Consider the following 24,002-nt stretch of genomic DNA (forward strand, 5'->3'; position numbering starts at 1 on the left):
ACTTATGACGACGCAAACCATTCTTCCGGTGGATGCCGCCCGCATCACCGAGCTGTCGCAGACCGGAGGCGAGCCGGCCTGGCTGAAGGACAGCCGGCTTAAGGCGCTGGAACTCGCGGCGGCCCTTGAGCTGCCGAAGCTGGAGAAGACGCGGATCGACCGCTGGAATATTAATCATTATGGAAGCTATAAAGCTGCAACAGCGGTCGCTTCGCTTGCCGAAGCGCCATCGTCCGTTGCCGCCCTGATTGCCGGCCAGGAGGAAGGCAATCTGGTGATTCAGCGCAATTCGGGCGCTGTATACACGCATCTGTCCCCTGAGCTTGCGGCTCAAGGCGTAATCTTTACCGATCTGGCAACCGCAGCGAAGGAGCATGGCGATCTTGTGCAGAAATATCTGCACAAGGCTGTGCTGCCGGAGGAGCATGCCATTGCCGCCCTGCATGCGGCGCTGTGGAACGGCGGGGTATTCCTCTACGTTCCGAAGAATGTTGTAATCGAAACTCCGCTGCAGGCGATTCTGCTTACAGATGACGCCGAAGCGACCTTTGTACCGCATATTCTGATTGTTGCCGATACGAACAGCTCGGTTACTTATGTCGATAACTACGTATCTGATAAGACCGAAGCCGGTCTGCATAACGGTGCGGTGGAAGTGTTCGTCGGCGCAGGCGCGGCAGTACGCTATGCTACGGTGCACCAGTTCGGCGAAGATACCACGGACGTTACTTACCGCCGTGCAGTCGTGGAGAATGACGGTACGATCGAGTGGATCGTCGGCGAAATGAACTACGGGGACACGGCCAGCGATACGAAGTCCGTCCTCAAAGGAAACGGCGCCAGCTCCGATGCGAAAGTAATCGCCGTCGGTTCAGGTTCGCAGAAGCTGAACTATACGACGCAGGCGCAGCATTTCGGCAAGAGCACGCCGAGCGACATGATTACCCGCGCTGTAATGCGGGAATCTGCCACCTCGATCATCAATGGCATTACCAAAATAGAAAAGGGTGCCACCCGGGCCGACGGCCAGCAGACGGAGAAAGTCCTGATGCTGAGCCCGAAAGCGCGCGGCGACGCCAATCCGATTCTGCTTATCGACGAAGATGATGTTACCGCAGGCCATGCCGCTTCCGTAGGACAGGTCAATCCGGAGCAGATCTATTACCTGATGTCCCGGGGAATTTCACGGCATGACGCAGAAAAACTGATTATATACGGCTTCCTTGCGCCTGTAGTGTCGCAAATTCCACTGGAGGGACTGCGCAATCAGCTGCAAACTCTTGTGGAAAGGAAGTTGGGACAATGATTAACAGCGCCATCCGGGAGCAATTTCCCATCCTGAACCAGAGCATTAACGGGCATCCGCTCGTCTACCTCGACAGTGCGGCTACTTCCCAGAAGCCGCTCCGGGTCATCGAAGCGGTGAAGTCCTACTATGAGCTGGACAACGCCAACGTTCACCGCGGCGTGCATACGCTGGGCAGCCGGGCAACCGACGCCTATGAAGGAGCCAGAGAGAAGCTGGCGAAGTTCCTGAACGCGCGCAGCACGAAGGAGATTATTTTCACGCGCGGCACGACAACGGCTCTGAATTTGGTGGCATCCTCATACGGTGCGGCCAACGTCCGCGAAGGCGATGAGATCGTCATCACGCAGATGGAGCATCACAGCAATTTCATTCCGTGGCAGCAGCTGGCGAAGCGGACGGGAGCGACGCTGAAGTTCATTCCGCTGCAGCAGGACGGAACGGTTACGCTGGAGGATGCCGAGAAGACGATTACGCCGAAGACGAAGATTGTGGCGATTGCCTATGTCTCGAACGTAATGGGCGTCACCCATCCGGTGAAGGAGCTGGCGGCGATCGCACACCGAAACGGAGCGGTGATTGTCGTAGACGGTGCCCAGAGCACGCCGCATATCAAGGTGGATGTGCAGGATCTGGACTGCGATTTCTATGCCCTCTCCGGCCACAAGATGCTTGCTCCGACCGGAATCGGCGCGCTGTACGGCAAGAAAGCGCTGCTCGAAGCCATGGAACCCGTGGAATTCGGCGGCGAAATGATTGATGACGTCGGTTTGTATGACTCCACCTGGAAAGAGCTTCCTTGGCGGTTCGAAGGCGGTACGCCGATCATCGCCGGGGCCGTCGGCCTTGGAGCGGCGGTTGATTTCCTGCAGGAGGTCGGCCTGGATAACATTCATGAGCATGAGATGAAGCTGGCCGCCTATGCCGAAGCCAGGCTGGCTGAGATTGAGGGGCTGTCGGTCTACGGTCCGAAAGGCCGCCAGGTCGGCGTTGTAACCTTCAATCTGGGCGATGTGCATCCGCATGATGTGGCGACTGTGCTGGACGCGGAAGGCATTGCCATCCGCGCCGGTCATCACTGCTGCCAGCCGCTGATGCGCTGGCTGCAGGTCAGCTCCACAGCGCGGGCCAGCTTCTACCTGTATAACACGGAGCAGGATGTCGATGCGCTGGTGAATGCTTTAATCAAGGCAAAGGAGTATTTCGCCTATGAACTTGGATGATTTGTACAGACGCGTAATTATGGATCATTATAAAAATCCCCGGAACCGCGGCTTGTTCGCAGATGACGCACTGAACATCGAACTGAACAACCCGACCTGCGGCGACCGCATTACGCTGCAGCTGAAGGTGGAGGACGGCATCGTGCAGGACGCCCGTTATACGGGTGAAGGCTGTTCGATCAGCATGTCCTCGGCGTCCATGATGACGGAGGCGGTCAAAGGCCAGACCATCCAGCATGCGCTGGAGCTGGCCGACCGGTTCTCCGCCCTCATGAAGGGTGAATCCGCAGATTTCGAAGAATATGAAGATATTGAAGCACTTTCCGGTGTAAATAAATTTCCGGCGCGGATCAAATGTGCCACTCTGGCCTGGAACGCGCTGCGCAAAGGGATCGACCCCGATCAAGAGCATCAACATTAGAACAAGGAGGCTGACACCATGGCTAAAAAAGCGCCTGAAATGGAAGAGTACCAGTACGGATTCCGTGATGAGCACAAATCGATCTTTCAGTCTGGCAAAGGTCTCACTGAAGAGATCGTCAAGGAAATCTCCAAGATCAAGAATGAGCCGGAGTGGATGCTGGAATTCCGCCTGAAGGCTCTGGAGCAATTCCGCAAGATGCCGATGCCGAAATGGGGCGGCAATCTGGATGAGCTGGACTTCGACGATATCCAATACTATGTAAGACCATCCGAGAAGCAGGGCAAGACCTGGGAAGAGGTTCCTGCTGAAATCAAGGAAACCTTCGACAAGCTGGGGATTCCGGAGGCCGAACAGAAATTTCTCGCCGGTGTCTCGGCGCAGTATGAATCCGAAGTAGTCTACCACAGCATGCAGAAGCAGTTGGAAGACCAAGGCGTCATCTTCACCGACACCGACACGGCGCTGCGTGAGCATCCGGAGCTCTTTAAGAAGTTCTTCGGCACGATCATTCCGCCGACAGACAACAAGTTTGCCGCGCTGAACAGCGCGGTCTGGTCCGGCGGCAGCTTCATCTATGTACCAAAGGGTGTCAAGTGCGAAGTGCCGCTGCAGGCTTACTTCCGCATTAACTCGGAGAACATGGGGCAGTTCGAACGCACACTGATCCTTGCCGACGAAGACAGCTTCGTGCATTACGTTGAAGGCTGTACGGCTCCGATCTACAGCACGAACTCCCTGCACAGCGCCGTCGTGGAGATCCTGTGCATGAAGAACGCGCGCGTCCGTTATACCACGATCCAGAACTGGGCACCGAATATCTACAACCTCGTTACCAAACGCGCGGTTGCCGAAGAAGGCGCCAATATGGAATGGGTCGACGGCAACATCGGCTCCAAGCTGACGATGAAATATCCGGCAGTGGTCCTGAAGGGCCGCGGCGCCAAGGGCTCGGTGCTGTCGATTGCCGTGGCCGGCAAAAACCAGCATCAGGATGCCGGCGCCAAGATGATCCATCTGGCACCGGATACGACTTCGACGATCGTCTCCAAGTCGATCAGTAAGCACGGCGGCAAGGTGACTTACCGCGGTCTGGCTTCCTTCGGCCGCCAGGCGGAAGGCGCCAAAGCCAACATCAAGTGCGATACGCTCATTCTGGACAACGAATCCACTTCGGATACAATTCCTTATAATGAGATCATGAACGACAACATCGTGCTGGAACACGAAGCGACCGTCTCCAAGGTATCGGAGGAGCAGCTGTTCTACCTGATGAGCCGCGGCCTTTCCGAAGCCGAAGCGACCCAGATGATCGTCATGGGCTTCATTGAGCCGTTCACCAAGGAGCTGCCGATGGAATATGCCGTGGAGATGAATCGTCTGATCAAGTTCGAGATGGAAGGCAGTATCGGATAATAGACACAATTTTGGATTAGGAATAGGAACTTATAATCGCTGAGCATTGACATGGAGCCACCCAGGCCATGAATGTGTTCAGCGGTTTTTTTATGGGATGAATGATGCTGCAATGAACAAATGCAAACCTAATATTTACAAAACTCTCCTCTATAAGGTATAACATAAACGAGAAAGGAGTAAAAAAATGGGATTGAAAATAAAAGCCCTTGGTATGCTTTGTTTACTTGTAGCATTGCAAACTGAACTAGTATCCGCTATGCAAAGTTCCAACATAAAGGTATTTAAAATGAACGCTTTCTTTCAGGCATGGCAAGGGGTGGCTGTTGACCGTGAGAAAATTTATGTAACATCAGACAGGGACATTCATTTTCGTCTATCAAATTCAATTTCCGTCTATGACAAGAAAGGACGGTTCCTATCAGAGACTCGTGAAGCATATACGGGTACCGATGCAAAAGGACGTTTTATGTCATTTGGCGACTGCTTCATTCAAAATAATTACCTGTACATAGCAGTCTATAACTTTAATGCTGCACCTCCAGAGAACCAACGTGAGAGCAGGATCATCCAGTACAAATTACCGGATTTGCACATAGTGAACGAATATCAAATAGGAGATGGGACGGCTGAATCCCTGGCTTACTACAAGAATTCCTTTTGGGTTGTCTATCATGACCGCAATAAAGTGAAGCAGTTTGACACCAGTTTCCGCTTTCTTAGATCTTACTTTCTTGAGAGTAAGTTTGGGCGAGAAGGAGGATATCAGGGGATCTTTTTTATGGGAGATGATTTGTACGCCAATCTCCATGGTTCCAATAAATTTAATGAGAAGTATGCACAAGGGCTTGATCATTACCATTTTGACGGGAGGACATTTAAATTTGTAGAGAGAATAAAGCCGCCTACCTATGGCGCAGGCCAAGGAATCGAGCTTTTTAATAACACTGTTTACTGGGCGGACCGTCCAGGGAATCAGATTGTAATGACTCCTGGATTCCGTCTTTTGTTAATTGAACAGAATTAACGAGGAAATGGGAGCAATTTAAGCATCAGCACTGCTTTTCTTCCGGGAGGCTCCCGCTTTTCTCGCGAATAAACCGGAATATGACCAATTCTCCGCTTTGCCGCAGCAAAACATGGATGGTAAACTGCTTAAAGTCGCTAAAATGGAAGCGCTAATTTAATGGCTTGCGGTGCTGGAGAACTCCGGCATGGCAAGCCAAATGTGTCCTATCGGACTATGAGGAGGAGAGACATGGATGTTCTCAGGCAACTGCGGGGCTTTTATCGGGAGAAGCGTCATTATTTACTTCTGTCGATTGTAGCTTTGGCCGCCGCAACTGCAGTGGGGCTGATTACCCCCAACCTGCTGAGAAAGTTGATTGACGAAGTGATTGTGCCCCTGAAATTCGACGAGGTGCCGATGCTGGCCCTGGCCGTTGTTGCCGTCGTCTTCGTAAAAGCCTGCCTGCAGTTTGCGCACGGCTTCTTCGGGGGAAGGTTAGGCAATTACCTGGCGTACCGGCTGCGCAATGCCTGCTACGAGAAGCTGCAGTTCCTGTCTTTCCGCTATTATGACACAGCGAAGACAGGCGACCTGATGTCCCGATTGACCGGGGACCTGGAGGCAATCCGCAACTTCATCGGCTTCGGCTTCGCCCAATTGCTGAATGTGTTTTTTATGGTGATTTTCGGTTCAGTGATGATGTTCTCGATTAACTGGCAGCTCACATTGGTAACGCTGATTACGATGCCGTTTCTGGCGGTGGTCGCACTCCGGTTTGAGTCGAAAATCCATCCCGCCTTTCAGGAAATGCGTCTGGCGCTGAGCTCCTTGACGACGGCTGTCCAGGAGAATGTAACCGGCGTGCGGACAGTAAAGTCATTTGCAAGAGAGGCTTATGAGGTGGAGAAATTTTCGCACCGCAATGAGCGTTACAAGGATAACCAGATTTTTGCTGCCGAGCTGTGGAGCAAGTTTTTTCCGGTGATGGAATTGCTGGCTTCGGTCAGTGTTGCCATACTGCTCGGCGTCGGAGGCACACTGGTCATCAACGGGCATATGTCGCTTGGTGAACTGGTCGCCTTCTTCAGCCTGATCTGGTATATCATCGGTCCGGTCTGGGGGCTCGGCTTCCATATCAACAACTATACGCAGTCCAAGGCTTCCGGAGAACGTGTGTTAGAAGTGTTGAACCAGCCGATTGATGTCCGGGATAAGGAGCATGCGCTGGAGCTGGAGGCTTCACATGTTCAAGGAGAAGTGGTATTTGACCATGTTACTTTTGCTTACGGCAACAAAATGCCAGCAGTCAAAGACATTCATTTTACCGCTGAACCGGGTGCGGTCATCGGGTTTCTGGGGGGAACAGGTTCCGGCAAATCAACGATTATTCAGCTGATGATGCGTGCCTATGATGTCAACCAGGGCAGCATCCGGCTCGACGGCGTGGATATCCGTCAATTTAAAGTGCGCAGCCTGCGTTCACAGATTGCCACCGTGTTCCAGGAGACCTTCCTGTTCTCCTCCTCCATCCGCAACAATATCGCTTATGGTATGAAGCAGGTGGACATGGAGGATATCATCCGCGCCGCTAAGCTGGCCAAGGCCCATGACTTCATTATGGAAATGCCCGATGGCTACGATACGGTGGTCGGGGAGCGGGGAATGGGGCTGTCCGGCGGGCAAAAGCAGCGGATTGCCATCGCCCGGGCGCTGCTGAAGAATCCGCGGATTCTGATCCTCGACGATGCCACCAGTGCTGTAGATATGGAGACGGAACATGAAATCCAGTCCGGCTTCCAGGAGGTGATGCGCGGGCGGACGACACTGATTATTGCCCACCGTATCTCATCCCTTCGCCATGCCGACCAAATTATCGTTATGGACGAAGGACGGATGGTGCAGACCGGCACGCATGCCGAGCTGATTGAGGTTCCCGGCCCTTATCAGGATGTCTACCGGATTCAATATGCGGATTATCTTGCCCGGCAAGGCGGAAGAGGGGAGGGAGATATTCATGAAGCTTGAGACTACGAAGCAGGCGGGCACAGCGGCAGGCGGCAAAATAGAGGCGGAGCAGGATCACGCCGTCGAGGAACGCTTCGTCTATAAGGACGACGATCAGATCGACAAGGCGTTTGACTGGAAGCAGTTCACCCGGCTGTTCGGTTACATGAAGCCATACGCCAAACAGATGCTGCCGCTGGTGGCGGCGCTGATGGTGCTGGGCACGATCACGAAGCTGACCGTCCCTTTCCTGACCAGTATGGCGATTGACAAGGCGCTGAATCCGGATCATCCAAGTCTGAAGCTGCTCTATTCGCTGACTGCGATTGTCATTGTGCTGTATATAGTGCAGTGGATTGCCGGGATTTACCGGATCAAGTACACCAATATTATCGGACAGCGGGTGATCTATGATCTGCGCTCCGACCTGTTCCGGCATATCCAGAAGCTGTCGTTCAACTTCTTCGATAAGCGTCCGGCGGGCTCGGTGCTGGTGCGGGTAACCAATGATATCAATTCGCTGCAGGACCTGTTCACCAACGGCGTGGTCAATCTGATGATTGACTGTGTACAGCTTGTAGGAATCACCGTCATCCTGCTGCTGATCAACTGGAAGCTGGGCCTCGCCGTGATGTTCACGGTGCCGGTGATGTTCCTGATCTCGACCAAGCTGCGGCAGAAGATCCGTATTGCCTGGCAGGAAGTGCGGATGAAGAACTCGCGGATTAACTCCCATCTGAATGAATCGATCCAGGGAATCCGGGTGACTCAGGCCTACACGCAGGAAGAAGAGAATATGCAGTATTTCGATGCAATGAACATGGACAGCCGCAAATCATGGAACAAAGCGTCGGCGATGAATCAGGCGTTCGGCCCAATTATTGAAGTGACGGGCGGCTTGGGAACGATGATTCTGTTCTGGTACGGAGCGTATCTGATTCAATCCGGAGAGTTGACCGTCGGCTACCTCGTTGCCTTCAGCACCTATGTCAGCAACTTCTGGGACCCGATCAACCGGCTGGGCCAGATGTACAACCAGCTGCTGGTGGCGATGGCCTCTTCGGAGCGGATCTTCGAATATCTGGATGAGCAGCCTGCTGTGCAGGACCGAGAGGGCGCCACACCGATTCCGAAGATCGCCGGGGATATCCGCTTCGACAAGGTGGTCTTTGAATATGAGCCCGGGCGGGCGGCGCTGAAGGGAATTGACCTGAACGTGCAGGCAGGACAGTCGATCGCACTGGTCGGGCATACCGGCTCCGGCAAAAGCACCATTATCAACCTGATCGGACGCTTCTATGACATTAAGAGCGGCAGTCTTACGATCGACGGGCGGGACATCCGCGGAGTGACCCTGCAGAGCCTGCGCGAGCAGATTGGCATCGTCCTGCAGGACACGTTCATCTTCTCGGGAACGATCCGCGACAATATCCGGTTCGGACGGCTGGACGCCACGGATGCGGAGATCGAAGAGGTCGCCAAGGCAGTGGATGCCCATGAGTTCATTATGAAGCTGCCGAGGGGTTATGAGACTGAGGTTGAAGAACGGGGCAGCGCCTTGTCCATGGGCCAGCGGCAGCTGCTGTCCTTCGCGCGGGCCTTGCTCGCCGATCCGCGTATTCTGATCCTGGATGAAGCGACGGCCAGCATCGATACCGAGACGGAGATCAAAATCCAGGAAGCGCTGAAGATTCTGCTTAAGGGCCGGACCTCCTTCATTGTCGCCCACCGGCTGTCAACGATCCGTCACGCGGACAAAATCGTCGTGCTCGACCACGGGGAAATCAAGGAAGTGGGCAATCATGGCGAGCTTACGGCGCAGGATGGCATCTATAACGGGCTGATCGAAGCGCAGTTCCGCTTCTTATAGAATGGTTAAGCAGCAAGCTGAACATAAATAATGTAAGCCAAACAAGCCTCTGTCCGTTTATCCGCAGACAGAGGCTTGTTTGGTTAACGGTATGTTTTCCGGTTAGGCCAGAAATTCACCTGAAGGCTACTTCCGTCCTTGCATTCGCTCCCATTCATCCCAGTACATCATTTCGAGTTCCGGCCGGGGCTCATCCGGCAGCATGGCAATGAACTCCAGGGAATGTCCGTCGGGATCGTCGAAATAGATCGAGACCGCCGGCATAAACGGGAAGACAATCAGCTGCTCCGCACTCTCTCCCCGGAAATTCTCGGGATGCAGTCCGAGTGCAAGCAGACGGTCTCTGGCCTCCGCCATGTCGCCAAGTGCAATCCGGAAGGCGAAGTGCTGACGCTGAACCAACGGAGACGGGTAGTTCTCGCGAATGCCCAGCATCGCTTCTCCCGGCTGGCCGATCCAGTAGAACCTTGATTTACGGACAGGATCCTCGTAAAGCGGTATAACGCCGGGCAGCTTCTCATAGAAAGCAGCCGATTTCTGCACATCGCTCACATTGATATGTGTCTCAAAAAGGCCTTGAATCATAGATGTCAGCTCCTGCTGTGAATTGTGACGAATACTTTTTACTATAATATCTAATTCGGCTTTTTGCCTACCTTACCCTTAACCCGCAGCTCCGCCATCTGGGCGGTGATCTCCTGCTGCCACGCTGTATCCTGCGTATCTGCAGCCAGCAGGGATTCGTTGCTGAGGCGCGCCATCTCCCAGCAGTATACGGCGTTAGCCTGCAGGCAATGCTTCTGTTCGGTCTTCTCCTCCTTGGTCAGCGGCCGGGTCAGACTGAGTATATACAGCTCCGCCAGACGCTGATGTACCGCCAGCATAAAGATTCCCCCTCATTATCTTCATAAGTACAGCCTCGACAGTATTGCGTATTTTCAAACCGGACGGGCTGTAATGAAGTAATGAAGGATGCAGAAGCAAAAAGAGGCTCTGTGGGCTTGGATCAGCCTGCGGGCCACTTTAACTTATCAGTATTCCGTTTCTCCATGTAACCGGATAAGATAATTCTGCAACATTCCTGCTTGGAATATCAGAGCGAAGATGCTATATAATAAGAAAGCATGCCTGCCTGCCGGATTAGCGGTTATGGAACTCTGCGGCAGCCGGATCTGCCCCGATCCACTGCGACCCGGATTCGCCGAGATCCTTCTTCCATACAGGAACGGTGGCCTTTAGCTGCTCAATGGCAAAGCGGCTGGCTTCATAGCAGACATCGCGGTGCCCTGCGGATACCGCGATAATGACGCTGGCTTCCTTCAGGCCGACAAGCCCGGTGCGGTGCGCGATAGCACAGTGCGCATTCCAGCGTTCGTTCACTTGGCGTCCGATTTCCTGCATTTTGCCAAGCGCCATCGGTACATAGGCTTCATAGAACAGTGCGGTTGTGCGCTGATCGCCAGTCATTTCCCGCGTAGTGCCTACAAACACCAGGGAGGCACCATGGTTGCGGTCCAGCACTTTGTCAAGCAGCGCCTCGGCGTCCAGCGGCTGATCGCTGACACTATACAGCCCGTCAGGCGTTTCCCCGCACTGTGGCTCGGGTTCGCCGCCGGAGACGGGAGGAATCAGTGCAACCTCGGCGTCTGCGGCAATCTGGGTGTCGCCCGTGGCGTACTCCCGGTTTACAGCGACCATGGACACCTGAATCTGCGATGCGGCTTCCGGGTAAGCGGCGGAGAGCTGCTCCTTCAATTGGGCTGCGGTCACTTCGTCCGTGTGAACGTGAAAGGCAAGGGAGGAAGCGCCGATCACTTCAGCCAGACCTGCAAACAGTCGGATATGGATATGCATTTTATTTTCACCTCAAAGTCTGATAATGATTCCAATATACCATAATGGACCTGAAAATGTTATGCTAGGCTCTATAGATCATAACCAGCCGCTTCACTTAAGAACGGCATTAGAGGTAGGAAGGACAGAACTCGCATGGAGCTGCACAGGCAACGTTTGACCATACTTCATACCAATGATATTCACAGCCATTTCGAGATGATGGGTCCTCTCGCCGCGGAGATCGGCCGGCTGCGGGAAGCCGCAGGGGAAGAACCGGTGCTGCTTGTGGATATCGGCGACCATATGGACCGTTCTGCTGTGGAAACGGAAGGAACGCTGGGCCAGGCGAATATCGATATTATCAATTTGACCGGCTATGATGCGGTTACTATCGGCAATAACGAGGGCTTGACCTTTTCCGGAGACATGCTGTCCGCCGCCTATGCCGGCATCCAGTGTCCCGTGGTCTGCTGCAATGTGCTGGAGACCGCAACCGGCAAGCCGCCGGAATGGATGAAACGCAGTGTTGTTGTGGAGAAGGACGGAATTAAGATCGGGATTACCGGCGCGACGGCAGCCTTCACCGCGTTCTATTCGCTGTTAGGCTGGGAGGTGGGCGATCCTGAAGCCGCGTTGCGCGAGCAGTGCCGCGAACTGGCTGCACAGACGGATATTGTACTGGTGCTGTCCCATCTGGGGCTCCCTGCCGATCAACGGCTGGCGGAGGTGCTGGAAGGGGTGCATGCCATTCTCGGCGGGCATACCCACCATATGCTGGAGAAGCCGGAGATGATCTGCGGCACGGCGGTCTGCGGTGCCGGCAAGTTCGGGCGATACCTCGGCCGGCTTGTGTTCGAGCGGCTTGCGCCGGGAGAACCTTTTGCATTGACGGAGGGGGAATGTACAGCCGTTGATCCGGCTTTAGCGGATGAACAGATCCTGCATGCCGCCGGCATCCACTTGCTGCACGCGCAGGAGAAGCTGTCGGAGACGGTGGCGATCATAGACCGCGAGCTTCCGCTAGATGTGTACGGGGAGTCGCCGCTTGGCAATTTGCTGGCCCAGGCCGTGCGCCGCTTTACCGGCTGCAATCTGGCCCTGGTCAACACAGGGCAGCTGCTGGGGCCGCTGCCGGAGGGGGAGATTACGGCGGGGATGCTGCACGGGCTGTGCCCTTCGCCGATCAACGCCTGCACCTTGAAGCTGCTGGGCAAGGATATCCGCACGGCTCTTGAGCAAAGTCTCCGCATGGAATTTCAGGACAAGAAGATCTACGGATACGGGTTCCGGGGGGAAGTGCTGGGAAGTCTGGCCGTTGACGGATTAAAAATCTTGTACGATCCCAAGGCGATGCCGTATGATAACGGTATTGCAGTTTTTGTCGGCGGTGAGCCGCTGGAAGACAGCAAAGAGTACACGGTGGGAACACTCGATATGTTCACCTTCCGCGTAGGATATGAGAGTATAGCGGGCGGACGGGATCCCGTTTATTTGGTGCCGCACTTTTTGCGGGATTTGCTGCGGATGGAGCTGCAGCGCCCGGGAGGTCTTCAGGAGGCTGATATTGTCCGCTGGAAGGCTGGGGCTTACTAAGCTCCCTTACATAATGGCTGTTAAGCCGCTCATTGCCTGTAACAGGTACTTCAATTAATATAAGAATGATTTGCGTAATAATGGATTTTTATATTTTTGGCAGCAGCGAAAAGTTGTACAATTTATAATATGTCAGTACTCAGGAGGAGCACATGGATACAATTACGGCAATTATCCTTGCCATTGTTGAAGGCATTACCGAATTTATTCCGGTTTCGTCGACCGGACATATGATTTTAACGAGCAAGCTATTAGGATATGACGAGCAGGAACCGATTATGAAGACATACGAGATTGTTATCCAGCTCGGAGCTATTCTGGCGATTGCTCTCGTCTACCGCCAGCGGATAGCGGACCTGCTAGGGTTTGGGCGCCGCCGGAGCAGCGGCAGGGGCGGGCTGATGCCGGCTTCCCGGCTGAACCTGATCCATGTCATTCTGGGGATTGCGCCGGCGCTGGCCGTGGCCTTTTTTGCCCGGGATTTCATTAAGGGGCTGTTCGGGGCGAGCACGGTGCTGTGGGCGCTCGTCGCCGGCGGTATTCTGATGATTGTCGCCGAATGGCTGAACGGCCGCAAGATCCGGGTAACTGCACACGAACTGGACGATCTGTCTTACGGACAGGCGCTGGCCATCGGGGTATACCAGATTATCTCTGTGCTGTGGCCCGGCTTCTCCCGGTCCGGATCAACCATTTCGGGGGGGATGCTCAGCGGAGTCAGCTACAAAGCTTCAGCCGATTTCTCCTTTCTGATCGCCATTCCGATCATGTACGCGGCTTCCGGATACGAGCTGCTGGATTCCTACAAATACTTCAATAGCGACACCATTTGGGACTTCGCCATCGGCTTTGTGATCTCGTTTGTCGTTGCCTATGTGGTAGTTGTTCTGTTCATGAAGCTGATCCAGAAGATCAGACCGACACATTTTGCGATTTACCGCTTTATACTGGCGGCGGTATTCTGGCTGTTCATTATGCGTTAGCATACACTTGGCAGACCGGCAGGGCCATGTCCGCTTTTCACGCGGGCGCCGGCCGGTCAACAAAGTAACGGTACAGGCATGGACTGTGACCCAGAGATTCACAAGCAGAGTAGAATTTACCGTTAAGGGCAGGAGTGAGCCAAGGTGCGTTTAGTATCCGTGAATCGGCTTCAGGCGGGCATGAAGCTGGGGAAAAAAATTTATAATGACGAAGGGCTGGTTTTACTGGCGGACGGTATGGAACTGACGGATTCGCTGATCAGGCGGCTGGCCAAAATCGATATCGGCTATGTTTACGTGGAGGACGCCCTCACGGACGATGTTGAAATTACCAGCCTGCTGCATGATGAGACGCGCAATCGGGCCCTTAAGGTGATCCGGAACCAGTTTCAGGAAATGTCGGGCATGTCCGGAATTACCAGAGGCTTCTACCATCTCGATAAGAAGTTCTCCGGGATTATGGATTCGATTCTGGATGATATGTCCTCGCAGGAGGACCCGATGATCATGCTGGCGGATATGAACACGGCGGACAACTATCTCTACGTGCATTCCCTGAATGTCTGCCTGTATACGCTGGTGCTCGGGATTGCCCATGGTTACAGCAAGGAGGAACTGCGCGTAATCGGTCTCGGCTCGCTCCTGCACGATATCGGCAAGACCCAGATTCCGGTCAAAATTGTCCAGAAGCCGGGCATGCTGACGGAAGATGAATTCCGCCATATGCAGGCTCATACCGAGATTGGATATAAAATTCTGAAGGAGGAGCCGAATATTCCGTTATTGGCCGCCCACTGCGCCCTACAGCATCACGAACGGATTAACGGATCGGGATACCCGCGCGGACTTACCGGTAATCAAATTCACGAATATGCCAAGTGGCTGGGCGTTGCCGATTCCTACGATGCCATGACCTCCAACCGTATTTACAAAAAAGCGATGCTCCCTCATCAGGCTGTCGAAGCGCTGTATGTCGGTTCGGGCACCCTTTACGAACAGAAGCAGCTTGAACTGTTCCGGGACCGGGTGGCCATCTATCCGCTCGGCCTGACGGTCAAGCTCAGCACCGGCGAGAGCGGTGTCGTGGTTAAGATTGATCCCAGCACACCGCACCGGCCGGTTGTACGGATTATCAGCGGTCCGGAAGGCGAGAAGATCACTCCGTTCGAGCGGGATCTCTCCACCGCCTTGTCCGTCGTAATCATGGATGTTTCGGATGAAGATTCCTCTGCAGTACAATCTACATCGGTTTAGGGATAGCGGCGGGAAGATTCCTGCGGGCGCGAGTTCAGAGGCGTCCCGGGTTTCAGGCCCGCTGCTTTTGCATTTTTGGCGCTTAACCGGGGGCTCTACGGGGGGGGGGGTAATCCGGCGGTAAGTGCCGTTTTTTTGACGATCATGGTATGATAGAAGATAAGCCCTCGTGCTTCATGTAAAGTTTTGGGTTAATAATAAGAAATACGCATCAAAGGAGACACTGAATAATGAGCATATCAGAACCATCATGGACAACGGTCAGGGAGCTGTCCCCCGCCTATGATCCCTGGGATCCGATCACATCGCTGCGCGAGCATGGCCGGCATGTGCTGACCAGTGTGGAGATGACGGTTACCAATTTGTGCAATATGCGCTGTGAGCACTGCGCAGTCGGCGACAGTCTGACCATGAGAGAAGCGGAGATGCTGCCGCTTAAGACCATGCTGGACCGGCTGGAGGAAGTAGAGCATCTGCAGACGATCAGCATTACCGGCGGTGAGCCGATGTTCCGGGCTTCCACTGTGGAGAATGTCATCGTCCCGCTGCTGAAATATGCCCGGGAACGGGGAATCCGCTCCCAGATCAATTCCAATCTTACCATGCCTTATGCCCGGTACGAGCAGTTGCTGCCGTATCTGGACGTTATGCATATCTCGTTCAATTATGTGAACGGCGATGATTTTCATGAGGTCGGGTTCGCAAACAGCGGGCATCCGGTGGCTAAGGAGGCTGCTTACCGGCTATATGAGACGATGCTGGAGAATTCGCGCCGTCTCAGCGAGGATGGAATGCTGATCTCTGCTGAATCGATGATCAACTATCGTACGCACCGCAAGCTGTCGCATATTCACCGGCTGATCAAGGATATGGGCGCAAAGCGCCATGAAGTGCACCCGATGTACGCTTCGAGCTTCGCTTCCTCCCTGCCGGTGTTATCTCTCCAGGAGATGAATGCGGCCATCCATGATCTGCTTGATCACCGCGATCCCGGGCTGTGGATGCTGTTCGGTACACTGCCTTTCTTCGCCTGCAGCTTCCTGGAGGAAGACCAGCGGCTGCTGCGCAGACTGCGCAGTGAGCAGAATGTGACCGTCCGCAATGATCCCGACGGCCGCAACCGGGTCAATGTGAACATGTTTACAGGCGATGTATTTGTCACCGATTTTGCTGACATTTCCGCTTTCGGCAATGTGCATACCAATAAACTTGACGATATCTTCACCGCATGGCAGGAGGAGCATCCGCTCAACCAGAAGGTCAACTGCCATTGCGATGCCGCCGGCTGCTGCGGACCGAATCTGCTGGTGGCTGATATGTACTATCCGCAGATTGACTTCAAATCCAGAAAGGCGATCAATTTGTAGAAATGGGGCGCTATTATTGTGCATGAATTTGACATAGGAAAACTGCTGTTTAATCTGGCTGTGGTTATTGTGCTTGTTTTTCTTAACGGGGTATTCGTCGCCGCGGAGTTCTCGCTGGTTAAGGTCAGGCAATCGCGCCTGACCCAGCTGGTCAGCGAAGGCAATAAGATGGCGGGCTACGCCCTGAAGGTCAACAAGAAGCTGGATGCTTATCTGTCTGCAACCCAGTTCGGGATTACGCTTGCTTCGCTCGGCCTCGGCTGGGTGGGCGAACCGGCCGTTTCGGAGCTCTTGATTGAGCCGCTGATGTTTCAGCTGGGTGTGACGGATGAGACACTGATTTCCACCGTATCCGTGATTGTCGGATTCTCCATTATTACATTTTTACATATTGTACTGGGCGAGCTGGCGCCGAAATCCCTGGCGATCCAGAAGACCGAAGGCTCCGCGCTGCTCTTGTCCGCACCGCTGATGTTCTTCTACAATCTGTTCTTTCCGTTTATCTGGGTGCTTAACGCTTCCGCCAATGCACTGCTGCGCCTGGTCGGTGTCCAGCCCGCCAGTGAAGCCGAGGCTGCTCATTCTGAGGAAGAGATCCGTATTCTGATGAACCAGAGCGCCAAGAGCGGGGTCATTGATCAGGATGAAATGAAGCTGATGGACAACATTTTTGAATTCTCGGACCTGCTGGCCCGTGAGGTTATGCTGCCGCGGACAGACATGGACGTACTCTACAGCAACCTGTCTCTGGAAGAGAACATGAAGATCATTACAGAGACGAAGCATTCCCGTTACCCCGTCGCCAATGAAGATAAGGACCGGATTATCGGGTTCATCCATATTACCGATCTGCTGTTTGCTCCGCCGGAGCAGCAGAATGACCTGGCTTCGCTGGTCCGGCCGATTCTAAATGTGCCCGAATCCATCGAGATCAGCCATGCGCTGCGGATCATGCAGAAGAACAAGGCGCAATTGACGCTGGTGGTCGACGAATACGGAGGAACCGCCGGGCTCCTGACGGCCGAAGAGATTCTGGAGGAAATTGTCGGCGATCTGCACGATGAATTCGAGGACGAGCGTCCGAGCGTCGAATATAACGGGGATTATATTTCCGTTGAGGGCCGGATGCTGATCGAGGATGTCAATGATCTGACCGGTGTCATCATTGAGGATGACGAGGTCGACTCCATCGGAGGCTGGCTGTTCAAAGAGCTGGAAGGCAATCCGACCAAAGGCAAGAAGGTCGTTCTCGGCAATGTGACCTTCGAGGTGGAGGAATCGACCCGGCTGCGGATTACGCGGATTAACATCCATAAGGAGACGCCGCCGGATGCGGTCCAGGCTGAGAATGACGACGAATCGGAAATAAAGGAATAGCGACTGGCTTCAGCCCCGTCTTTGCGAGGATAATCTTCGCAAAGACGGGGCTTTTGGTAGTTAGCCGATGGGCTGCCATGTTTGGAAGTTAAGCAGCATACCAACCTCTGCTATTTATAAGGAATAAGTACGTGACCATTCCGACCAGAGCTTGGGAGACTTTACCCCATAGGATTCAGGCTCACCTACATCGTTGTACAGAAGAAGCCCGCACTCTTGGCATTCCGCCTTATAGATGTATTCCCATTCGGTGATTTCCCCGTCGTCTTCATCTGGAGCATAATCCCCTTCTTTAAACAAGATCAAAGATTCTTCTCCGCAAACCATGCATTTTCTTCGCTCGTCTGCATTATGGAAGCTCCCGGAAACCATGGCCTCGGCTTTAATTGTCGATATAACTCCATGGAGACGCGTTGTCCGGTGCGGTTTTCTATAGTTGAGGCAAACCAGTCCAACCGCCTTATAAAATGCAATCTTAGAATAGTTTATATCCTCTTCCCCGGATAGCCTTACCAATGATTGAATGATATCGAGTTCCCCGAACAGCGGCTTTTTATATAAGAATATCAAATCAAGTATCCCTTTGTATTGGGTTGTGTTGATGATTTCATAAACGAGAGGCAGAATATTTCCAATGATGAATTGATCCAGTTCTGAATAGGTAAGAACATAAATTCCTCTGTGCCAGGCCTGGTTTCTTAATTGATTGAGAACGTCCAAACTGTTTTTCTTCACACCTTCTTTATTAAAAAGTTCAGTCAGGGAAAGAGGAGGGTCTATACCTTTCAACGAGGTCACCCGTTTAATTGCGGATGTGAACTCAATGGAATGGGTAGTATCCTCCAACTGCTCACCCGTTTGAATCTTCTTGATGGTTTCTAAATCATCTGTGTTGATTTTCATGGCATAAAGCGGATTTTCCATGCGGAGGACGTCCTTTGTGACGAGTTCAATGAAATGATGGAAATGGAAAATGGTCTGCATGTATTTCTCTTGGTACTCTAAATCCTCCGCAGCATTTAATTCCCATTTTCGGTTGTTGCCTTCAAACGGCTGCGTTAACGACATCGAATATCTATGTATGACAGAATAAGTTTCAAAATAGCTTTTAAGCGCGATCCTCAACGAGGCAATTGCAGAGTCCGTTGTATTTCTTTCATGCCAATCTTTTAGTTTGATTCCATGTACATCCGGATTATGCTTAAACACCGACTGACCTCCCCTTTTCCAAGCTACATTAACTATAAAAAAAATGCGGGTTGATGAGAAGGGCAAAAGTATTACGACCCTCCTTCTATCTTCCCGGCTTTTGTCATACACATATTGAGACTGAAGAAATCGTTGTTGTCCAGTAATTAAGGAGGTGTACCTTATGGATTCGCAGGAACGCGTATGGAAGCCTTACAGGGGCCCGTTCGATCCCTGCCCCCCGATCCCGTATAAGACGTATGTGGTGCCGCCCAACCTGTTCATTCCGTTTCAGCCGCCGGGCCTGCCACAATTTCCGCTGAATGAGGCGCTTAGAGCGGGAACGCTGTGGCCGGCGCTCTACAGCCCGTATGAGTCCAAAGCCGGCAAAGGAGGTGTCAAAGGATGACGGATGCCATTCCTTGCGATCCCAAGTACTATGAGCTGCTGGAGCAGCTGCAGGTGCTCGATTTCGCACTGGTTGAGCTCAATCTGTATCTGAACACGCACCCCGAGGATCTCAAAGCGATCGAGCAGTTCAACCAGCTGACCCAGGAAAGAACCCGGCTGGCTAACCAGTTCCAGGAGCTTTACGGCCCTCTGCAAAACTTCGGCCGGGCCTATTCGAAATGCCCGTGGGAATGGAATCAGACCCCGTGGCCCTGGCAAGTTTGAATGATGGAAAAGGAGGGAGGATGTTCCCATGTGGGTTTATGAGAAGAAGCTGCAGTACCCGGTGCGCGTCAGTAAATGCGATGTGCGCATGGCCAAATATTTGCTGGAGCAATACGGCGGTGCGGACGGAGAGCTTTCGGCGGCGCTGAGATATCTGAATCAGAGATATACCATTCCCGACAAGGTCATCGGTGTGCTGAATGACATCGGGACGGAAGAATTTGCCCATCTCGAAATGATTGCCACCATGGTCTATAAACTGACCAAGGATGCTTCGGTCCATGAGCTGGAGGCGGCCGGGCTCGGAGCCAACTATGCGCAGCGTGACCATGCCATGTTCTACCAGAACGCCGAAGGGGTGCCATGGACCTCTGCCTACATTCAAGCCAAAGGCGATCCGATTGCCGATCTGTATGAGGATATCGCTGCAGAGGAGAAGGCGCGGGCTACATATCAGTGGCTGATCGACATGACCGATGACGTCGATCTGCAGGACAGCCTGAAGTTCCTGCGCGAGCGGGAAATCGTGCATTCGCTGCGCTTCAAGGAGTCGGTGCAGATTCTGATCGATGAGCGGGATAAGAAGCGGATTTTTTGAGGTCAAGGCTGTTTGAGCTGCTTACCGGTTGCCGGTGGCGGCTTTTTTTTGTATCCGGGAGATAAAAAGTTGTATATAATTGGAATATCCTGCTGCGTGTGGAGGTTGACGGATGAATCGTATAGGGAAATGCTTATCCTTATGAAGATATTGGTTCCGGCCTGTATATACGGGAGTATCCGGTGGAAGGCGGCTATCGCCTGCTGATTAACGGGGCAAGCACGAACGAGCCGCCATTTTGCGTTTGTCTGACCGTCTCCGGGGATGCTTCAGGCATTGATATCCGGTATGAGGATATTGATCAATGGGTGTCACAGCACAACTAAAAAGAGGATGGCCCTCCAGGCTAATAGCCCCGGGGTCATCCTCTTTGTTTGTCTAGGCGTGTACCGGCTCAGGCTTCTTCGCCTGCAGCGGCGGAGGCACCAGCCAGCCTTTCTTCTTAAGCATGTGCAGAATTTTCAGGCCCAGCGCCGCCTTCGTGGCATGGTATTTACCAAACAGCGCCCCGACATCCTCACGGATAGACATGGCCATCATCTGGCTGCAGGATACCAGCCCGGCACCGTTCTCCGCAGCGATCTTGGCGGCGATTTCCGGATCGGTGAAGCGGGCGCCGACCGGAATGTCCTCCAGTCTCGCTTCCGGACGGTTTGGCATAACCGGTGCAGAAGCAAGTCCGATGCCCTCAAGCAGGGAGTCACATTCGCTGACCTCCAGCTCCGCCTGATCGATCAGCTCGCCGAGCAGCTTCTTCAGATCATGATCACCCGCATGGTACTGGTAGGCGCGGTAACAAGAGATGGCCCCTTTGGCTACCGTTGATGCCTGCCAGATACTGAAAATTTCCCCGTAATGCAGTGGTTCTTCCTTCGGATTGCCTCCCAGAATTCCTGTCATTGATCCATGCCCCTTTGCCAATGAGATAAATACCGGCTTAGTATGGCATACACCGGTGAATCTATGCGGAAGGCAAACATTGTTCATGATTTGGAGAGAAATTCCCAAATTGAAACTTGCCAATCCGGGAAGTCTAGGGGGGTGGTGCAAAACGTAAACAAGCGAGGGAATGAACTCATGGGCAAGTCTTCCGGTAATGCGCAAGGCAAACAGCAATTGAAATGGTGGCAGCTGACGCTGCTGGGTGTCGCCGGGACGATCGGAACCGGCTATTTCCTGGGCTCGAGTCTGGCCATCTCCATCGGCGGGCCGGCGGTGCTCATTGCCTATCTGCTTGCAGCGGCAGGTACTTATGTTGTGTTTGACGCTCTGGCCCGGATGACAGCGAAACAGCCTGAGCAGGGCTCCTTCCGTTCCTATGCGAAGAAAGCCTTTGGCAACTGGGCGGGCTTCGGCAGCGGCTGGATATACTGGTTCTCGGAGCTGCTGATTATGGGCAGCCAGCTGTCGGCGCTGGCGATTTTTGCCCGGTTCTGGTTCCCGGCGGTCCCGATGTGGGTGTTCGCTGCCGGGTTCGGTCTGGCCGGGCTTGTGATCGTCTTTTTCGGCAACAAAGGCTTTGACCGCGTAGAGAATGTGCTGGCGGTGGTCAAGCTGGCTGCGATGGTGATGTTTCTTGTCCTGGCGGTTGCCCTGCTGGCCGGCTGGATCGGCGGCGGGAAGTATACGCCCAGGCTCCCGCTCAGCGGACAGGCGCTGTTTCCGGCCGGAACGGTGGGACTGTGGTCGGCTTTTATCTTTGCTTTTTACGCCTATGGCGGGATTGAAGTACTGGGAATTATGTCTTACCGGCTAAAGCAGCCGGAGGAAGCGCCCAAAGCGGGGAAAGTGATGCTTATTACGCTTGCGGCATTATATGTAGTCTCTATCGGATTGGCGGTAACCATGGTTCCGCTAAAGGCCTTCAATCCGGAAGAGAGTCCCTTTGTGCTGGCACTACGGAGCGACCGCCTGGCCTTTGTGCCGCATCTGTTCAACGGGGTGCTGATTACCGCCGGATTCTCGACGATGACTGCCTCGCTGTATGCCGTAACTTCTATGATGATTACGCTGGCCCAGGAAGGGGATGCCCCTCGGCTGTTCGCCAGGAAGTGGAAGAAGAAGTATCCGCTGCTTGCATTAAGTCTGATTCTGTGCGGACTGGTCGCCGCCGTTCTGCTGTCCCTGTTGCTGCCGGGGAAGGTCTATGAGTATATCACGACGGCAGCAGGAATTATGCTGCTGTACAACTGGGCCTTTATTCTGCTGTCGTCAGGGAAGCTGCTGGAGTCCTCCGGCTTGAACAGCTTTAAACGCTGGAGCGGCCTTACGCTGATTGCGGCGGCCATATCCGGAACGCTGTTTCACAAGCTGAGCCGCCCGGGCTTCTTCATCAGCCTCATCCTTGTAGCCCTGATTGCCGTATGTGATTTTATAGTGCAGCGGGTCCGGAAGAAGAAGCAGGCTGCGTCCCGTGTGGAACAAGGCGGGCAGAAAGAGACGGCGGAGCTGCAGCCGCTGCCCGGCGGTCTGACGTTCCGCATTAAAGGCATCCGTCTGCGCCGCAGCAAGGGCTAAGGGTAGAGCAGCATAAAGGCCTGAATGCCAAAATAGATCCCGAAGCCGACCAGCGACAAGCCGGACAGCACGGAAATGCTTTTAAGCACTCTCAGAGTCAGAAAGCGGCGGAACAGGCTTGAGGCCGAAGCCATCGTCACATCCCACAGCAAAATGCCAAGCACAATTCCGCCGCTGTATATCAGCAGCTGCTGCATCGGGTATTCGGAGGACGCCTTGGCCAATACCGAGCCGTAAATGCCAAGCCAGAACAGAATGGACAACGGGTTAAACAGCGACATCAGAAATCCCGACAGGAACGACTTGGCGTAGGACTCGTCCTGTCCGCGTGTATCTGCCGCCGAGATTTTGCCCGCGTCTCTGATGCTTTCGTATCCCGTATAGACCAGAACGAAGAACCCGAAGAGCCACAGGAATGCCTTAATAAAAGGGGCATCGAGGACATGGACTATTCCGAAATAAACCAGCAGCATGTAGATGACATCCGCGCAGATCGCCCCGAGGCCGACCAGCCAGGCATGGAGAAAGCCGCCGCGGATGCCCTTGTCGAGCTGGGAAGCGTTGATCGGGCCGATCGGTGCAGACAAGGAAAGCCCCAGCAGTATGTATCCGATAAAAGCGTTCACCGGTATCACTCCCTATGCTTTGTTTATTCCATTCTTATTTCACCGAATGGAAATTTAGGACAAGATCAGCAAAAGAGTGTTCCGCTGTTGCAAAGGCGGATGATTGGAAAACGTCAAAGGAGCTGCCCAAACCGCTGTTATGCGGCTTTTGGGCAGCTCCTTTTGTAAATATAGCGCCTACAGCGAAAGCGCCTGATTAGCGGTATTCACATCATTTTGCAGCAGCTTAGGCAGGTCGTAGGAGGGATAAAAGCCGCGTTCCAGCATGAAGTAGAACACCTTTGCGTGCAGGGCGATGGCCGCGTTAAGCTGCTTCTGCAGTGTCTCGCGCAGCTGCGGGGTAGCTGTCTCGGTGATGCCGATGGCATAGCTGCGTACCGCTGTCTTGGCGAAGCCGAGCAGCTGGCCGGCGTAGAACGCGGTCAGGTCTACAGGGCTTTTGTCTTTCCGGGTTCCCTGAGGCGCAAGCGGGTAATATTGCAGCAGCTCGCGCAGGTTCTGCTCCACGCCCTGGATCGCTTCCACATACAGGGCGTGCAGCTGAGGGTCCTTTACATCGTCCACGACCATTTTAAAATGAATCAGCTGATTGCTTTGGTAAGCCGTCAGCTCATGCAGCTCCATCGTTTCATGCCAGGCCAGATGCTGCTGCTTGCGTTGCTGTTCGTAAGTATACAATACACGATACCTCCTAGGCGGTTATGCGTTAGCCTATTCGGCAGCGGCTTGTAAGGTGACG

24 protein-coding genes are annotated in these 24,002 nt (G+C 53.6%); 17 read left to right on the forward strand and 7 right to left on the reverse strand.

The window, feature by feature from the left end; all coding sequences use genetic code 11:
- Positions 1–4: 4 nt before the first annotated feature.
- The 7 genes from sufD to F1381_RS13785 all read left to right on the forward strand — a co-directional run bounded on the left by sufD (position 5) and on the right by F1381_RS13785 (position 9,249).
- Positions 5–1,306 carry a Fe-S cluster assembly protein SufD gene (sufD, locus tag F1381_RS13755; RefSeq protein WP_151735425.1) on the forward strand — a complete coding sequence of 434 codons (1,302 nt, stop codon included), beginning with the start codon at positions 5–7 and terminating at the stop codon, positions 1,304–1,306.
- Entirely contained in the window at positions 1,303–2,529 is a 1,227-nt protein-coding gene (locus F1381_RS13760) for a cysteine desulfurase (protein WP_151735426.1), read from the forward strand. The genes sufD and F1381_RS13760 overlap by 4 nt, the downstream gene beginning before the upstream one ends.
- Positions 2,516–2,950 carry a Fe-S cluster assembly sulfur transfer protein SufU gene (gene sufU, locus F1381_RS13765; protein ID WP_151735427.1) on the forward strand — a complete coding sequence of 145 codons (435 nt, stop codon included), beginning with the start codon at positions 2,516–2,518 and terminating at the stop codon, positions 2,948–2,950. Before F1381_RS13760 ends, sufU begins: the two co-directional genes overlap by 14 nt.
- 18 nt (positions 2,951–2,968) lie before the next feature.
- Positions 2,969–4,366, forward strand: a complete 1,398-nt coding sequence (gene sufB / locus F1381_RS13770) for a Fe-S cluster assembly protein SufB (protein WP_151735428.1) — start codon at positions 2,969–2,971, stop codon at positions 4,364–4,366.
- Positions 4,367–4,553: 187 nt separating this feature from the next.
- On the forward strand, positions 4,554–5,393 hold the full coding sequence (locus F1381_RS13775; RefSeq protein ID WP_151735429.1) for a hypothetical protein: 840 nt from the start codon (positions 4,554–4,556) through the stop codon (positions 5,391–5,393).
- 231 nt (positions 5,394–5,624) lie between these two features.
- Positions 5,625–7,400, forward strand: a complete 1,776-nt coding sequence (locus F1381_RS13780; protein WP_151735430.1) for an ABC transporter ATP-binding protein — start codon at positions 5,625–5,627, stop codon at positions 7,398–7,400.
- Positions 7,390–9,249 carry an ABC transporter ATP-binding protein gene (locus tag F1381_RS13785; protein ID WP_151735431.1) on the forward strand — a complete coding sequence of 620 codons (1,860 nt, stop codon included), beginning with the start codon at positions 7,390–7,392 and terminating at the stop codon, positions 9,247–9,249. Before F1381_RS13780 ends, F1381_RS13785 begins: the two co-directional genes overlap by 11 nt.
- 126 nt (positions 9,250–9,375) lie before the next feature.
- Here the strand turns inward: F1381_RS13785 and F1381_RS13790 are convergent, their stop codons facing one another.
- The 3 genes from F1381_RS13790 to moaD form a co-directional block, all read right to left on the reverse strand.
- The gene (locus F1381_RS13790; RefSeq protein ID WP_151735432.1) at positions 9,376–9,834 is read right to left on the reverse strand and encodes a VOC family protein; all 459 of its coding nucleotides are present in this window, start codon (positions 9,832–9,834) and stop codon (positions 9,376–9,378) included.
- 50 nt (positions 9,835–9,884) lie between these two features.
- Entirely contained in the window at positions 9,885–10,133 is a 249-nt protein-coding gene (locus F1381_RS13795) for a DUF7667 family protein (RefSeq protein ID WP_151735433.1), read from the reverse strand.
- Positions 10,134–10,389: 256 nt separating this feature from the next.
- Positions 10,390–11,103 carry a molybdopterin converting factor subunit 1 gene (gene moaD, locus F1381_RS13800; protein WP_151735434.1) on the reverse strand — a complete coding sequence of 238 codons (714 nt, stop codon included), beginning with the start codon at positions 11,101–11,103 and terminating at the stop codon, positions 10,390–10,392.
- 135 nt (positions 11,104–11,238) lie between these two features.
- On the opposite strand from moaD, the gene F1381_RS13805 reads away from it, so the two are divergent.
- The 5 genes from F1381_RS13805 to F1381_RS13825 all read left to right on the forward strand — a co-directional run bounded on the left by F1381_RS13805 (position 11,239) and on the right by F1381_RS13825 (position 17,659).
- Positions 11,239–12,678: a bifunctional metallophosphatase/5'-nucleotidase gene (locus F1381_RS13805; protein WP_151735435.1), complete on the forward strand. Its 1,440-nt coding sequence runs from the start codon at positions 11,239–11,241 to the stop codon at positions 12,676–12,678.
- Between the two features lie 152 nt (positions 12,679–12,830).
- A complete protein-coding gene (locus F1381_RS13810) occupies positions 12,831–13,661 on the forward strand; it encodes an undecaprenyl-diphosphate phosphatase (RefSeq protein ID WP_151735436.1) in 831 nt (276 codons plus the stop codon).
- A 144-nt stretch (positions 13,662–13,805) separates the two neighbouring features.
- On the forward strand, positions 13,806–14,915 hold the full coding sequence (locus F1381_RS13815; RefSeq protein WP_151735437.1) for an HD-GYP domain-containing protein: 1,110 nt from the start codon (positions 13,806–13,808) through the stop codon (positions 14,913–14,915).
- Between the two features lie 230 nt (positions 14,916–15,145).
- The gene (gene yfkAB, locus F1381_RS13820; RefSeq protein ID WP_187355347.1) at positions 15,146–16,282 is read left to right on the forward strand and encodes a radical SAM/CxCxxxxC motif protein YfkAB; all 1,137 of its coding nucleotides are present in this window, start codon (positions 15,146–15,148) and stop codon (positions 16,280–16,282) included.
- A 15-nt stretch (positions 16,283–16,297) separates the two neighbouring features.
- Positions 16,298–17,659, forward strand: a complete 1,362-nt coding sequence (locus F1381_RS13825; RefSeq protein WP_151735439.1) for a hemolysin family protein — start codon at positions 16,298–16,300, stop codon at positions 17,657–17,659.
- A gap of 114 nt (positions 17,660–17,773) precedes the next feature.
- Here the strand turns inward: F1381_RS13825 and F1381_RS13830 are convergent, their stop codons facing one another.
- The gene (locus F1381_RS13830) at positions 17,774–18,868 is read right to left on the reverse strand and encodes a hypothetical protein (protein WP_151735440.1); all 1,095 of its coding nucleotides are present in this window, start codon (positions 18,866–18,868) and stop codon (positions 17,774–17,776) included.
- 163 nt (positions 18,869–19,031) lie between these two features.
- Here F1381_RS13830 and F1381_RS13835 point away from each other — a divergent pair, with 163 nt between their 5' ends.
- The 4 genes from F1381_RS13835 (at position 19,032) to F1381_RS28305 (ending at position 20,446) form a co-directional block, all read left to right on the forward strand.
- Positions 19,032–19,256, forward strand: coding sequence for a spore coat associated protein CotJA (locus tag F1381_RS13835; RefSeq protein ID WP_151735441.1), 225 nt, complete (start codon positions 19,032–19,034; stop codon positions 19,254–19,256).
- The gene (locus tag F1381_RS13840) at positions 19,253–19,522 is read left to right on the forward strand and encodes a spore coat protein CotJB (RefSeq protein ID WP_151735442.1); all 270 of its coding nucleotides are present in this window, start codon (positions 19,253–19,255) and stop codon (positions 19,520–19,522) included. Before F1381_RS13835 ends, F1381_RS13840 begins: the two co-directional genes overlap by 4 nt.
- Before the next feature lie 28 nt (positions 19,523–19,550).
- On the forward strand, positions 19,551–20,120 hold the full coding sequence (locus F1381_RS13845) for a manganese catalase family protein (protein ID WP_151735443.1): 570 nt from the start codon (positions 19,551–19,553) through the stop codon (positions 20,118–20,120).
- Between the two features lie 182 nt (positions 20,121–20,302).
- Positions 20,303–20,446 (forward strand): hypothetical protein, encoded by a 144-nt coding sequence (locus F1381_RS28305; RefSeq protein WP_187355348.1) that lies wholly within the window; start codon positions 20,303–20,305, stop codon positions 20,444–20,446.
- A 52-nt stretch (positions 20,447–20,498) separates the two neighbouring features.
- Here F1381_RS28305 and F1381_RS13850 read toward each other — a convergent pair whose 3' ends face one another.
- Positions 20,499–21,020 (reverse strand): DUF3231 family protein, encoded by a 522-nt coding sequence (locus F1381_RS13850; protein ID WP_151735444.1) that lies wholly within the window; start codon positions 21,018–21,020, stop codon positions 20,499–20,501.
- A gap of 177 nt (positions 21,021–21,197) precedes the next feature.
- On the opposite strand from F1381_RS13850, the gene F1381_RS13855 reads away from it, so the two are divergent.
- Positions 21,198–22,637 (forward strand): amino acid permease, encoded by a 1,440-nt coding sequence (locus tag F1381_RS13855; protein WP_151735445.1) that lies wholly within the window; start codon positions 21,198–21,200, stop codon positions 22,635–22,637.
- Here F1381_RS13855 and F1381_RS13860 read toward each other — a convergent pair.
- Complete coding sequence (locus F1381_RS13860) at positions 22,634–23,263, reverse strand: LysE family translocator (protein ID WP_151735446.1); 630 nt, start codon at positions 23,261–23,263, stop codon at positions 22,634–22,636. The two genes, F1381_RS13855 and F1381_RS13860, sit on opposite strands and share 4 nt — an antisense overlap.
- A 177-nt stretch (positions 23,264–23,440) precedes the next feature.
- Positions 23,441–23,887, reverse strand: a complete 447-nt coding sequence (locus F1381_RS13865; RefSeq protein WP_151735530.1) for a spore coat protein — start codon at positions 23,885–23,887, stop codon at positions 23,441–23,443.
- Between the last annotated feature and the right edge of the window lie 115 nt (positions 23,888–24,002).

Source organism: Paenibacillus tengchongensis (genome assembly GCF_008973665.1).
In the GTDB taxonomy this organism is placed as follows: Bacteria; Bacillota; Bacilli; order Paenibacillales; family Paenibacillaceae; genus Paenibacillus_AQ; species Paenibacillus_AQ tengchongensis.

Excerpts from the sequence above, each read along its gene's own strand:
- F1381_RS13840 (WP_151735442.1), top strand. The coding sequence starts at position 19,253 with ATGACGGATGCCATTCCTTGCGATCCCAAGTACTATGAGCTGCTGGAG.
- F1381_RS13775 (WP_151735429.1), top strand. The coding sequence starts at position 4,554 with ATGGGATTGAAAATAAAAGCCCTTGGTATGCTTTGTTTACTTGTAGCA.
- F1381_RS13850 (WP_151735444.1), bottom strand. The coding sequence starts at position 21,020 with ATGACAGGAATTCTGGGAGGCAATCCGAAGGAAGAACCACTGCATTAC.
- moaD (WP_151735434.1), bottom strand. The coding sequence starts at position 11,103 with ATGCATATCCATATCCGACTGTTTGCAGGTCTGGCTGAAGTGATCGGC.
- sufU (WP_151735427.1), top strand. The coding sequence starts at position 2,516 with ATGAACTTGGATGATTTGTACAGACGCGTAATTATGGATCATTATAAA.
- sufB (WP_151735428.1), top strand. The coding sequence starts at position 2,969 with ATGGCTAAAAAAGCGCCTGAAATGGAAGAGTACCAGTACGGATTCCGT.
- sufD (WP_151735425.1), top strand. The coding sequence starts at position 5 with ATGACGACGCAAACCATTCTTCCGGTGGATGCCGCCCGCATCACCGAG.
- F1381_RS13790 (WP_151735432.1), bottom strand. The coding sequence starts at position 9,834 with ATGATTCAAGGCCTTTTTGAGACACATATCAATGTGAGCGATGTGCAG.
- F1381_RS13785 (WP_151735431.1), top strand. The coding sequence starts at position 7,390 with ATGAAGCTTGAGACTACGAAGCAGGCGGGCACAGCGGCAGGCGGCAAA.
- F1381_RS13805 (WP_151735435.1), top strand. The coding sequence starts at position 11,239 with ATGGAGCTGCACAGGCAACGTTTGACCATACTTCATACCAATGATATT.
- F1381_RS13845 (WP_151735443.1), top strand. The coding sequence starts at position 19,551 with ATGTGGGTTTATGAGAAGAAGCTGCAGTACCCGGTGCGCGTCAGTAAA.
- F1381_RS13780 (WP_151735430.1), top strand. The coding sequence starts at position 5,625 with ATGGATGTTCTCAGGCAACTGCGGGGCTTTTATCGGGAGAAGCGTCAT.
- F1381_RS13810 (WP_151735436.1), top strand. The coding sequence starts at position 12,831 with ATGGATACAATTACGGCAATTATCCTTGCCATTGTTGAAGGCATTACC.
- F1381_RS13855 (WP_151735445.1), top strand. The coding sequence starts at position 21,198 with ATGGGCAAGTCTTCCGGTAATGCGCAAGGCAAACAGCAATTGAAATGG.
- F1381_RS13760 (WP_151735426.1), top strand. The coding sequence starts at position 1,303 with ATGATTAACAGCGCCATCCGGGAGCAATTTCCCATCCTGAACCAGAGC.
- yfkAB (WP_187355347.1), top strand. The coding sequence starts at position 15,146 with ATGAGCATATCAGAACCATCATGGACAACGGTCAGGGAGCTGTCCCCC.
- F1381_RS13795 (WP_151735433.1), bottom strand. The coding sequence starts at position 10,133 with ATGCTGGCGGTACATCAGCGTCTGGCGGAGCTGTATATACTCAGTCTG.
- F1381_RS13835 (WP_151735441.1), top strand. The coding sequence starts at position 19,032 with ATGGATTCGCAGGAACGCGTATGGAAGCCTTACAGGGGCCCGTTCGAT.
- F1381_RS13865 (WP_151735530.1), bottom strand. The coding sequence starts at position 23,887 with ATGGAGCTGCATGAGCTGACGGCTTACCAAAGCAATCAGCTGATTCAT.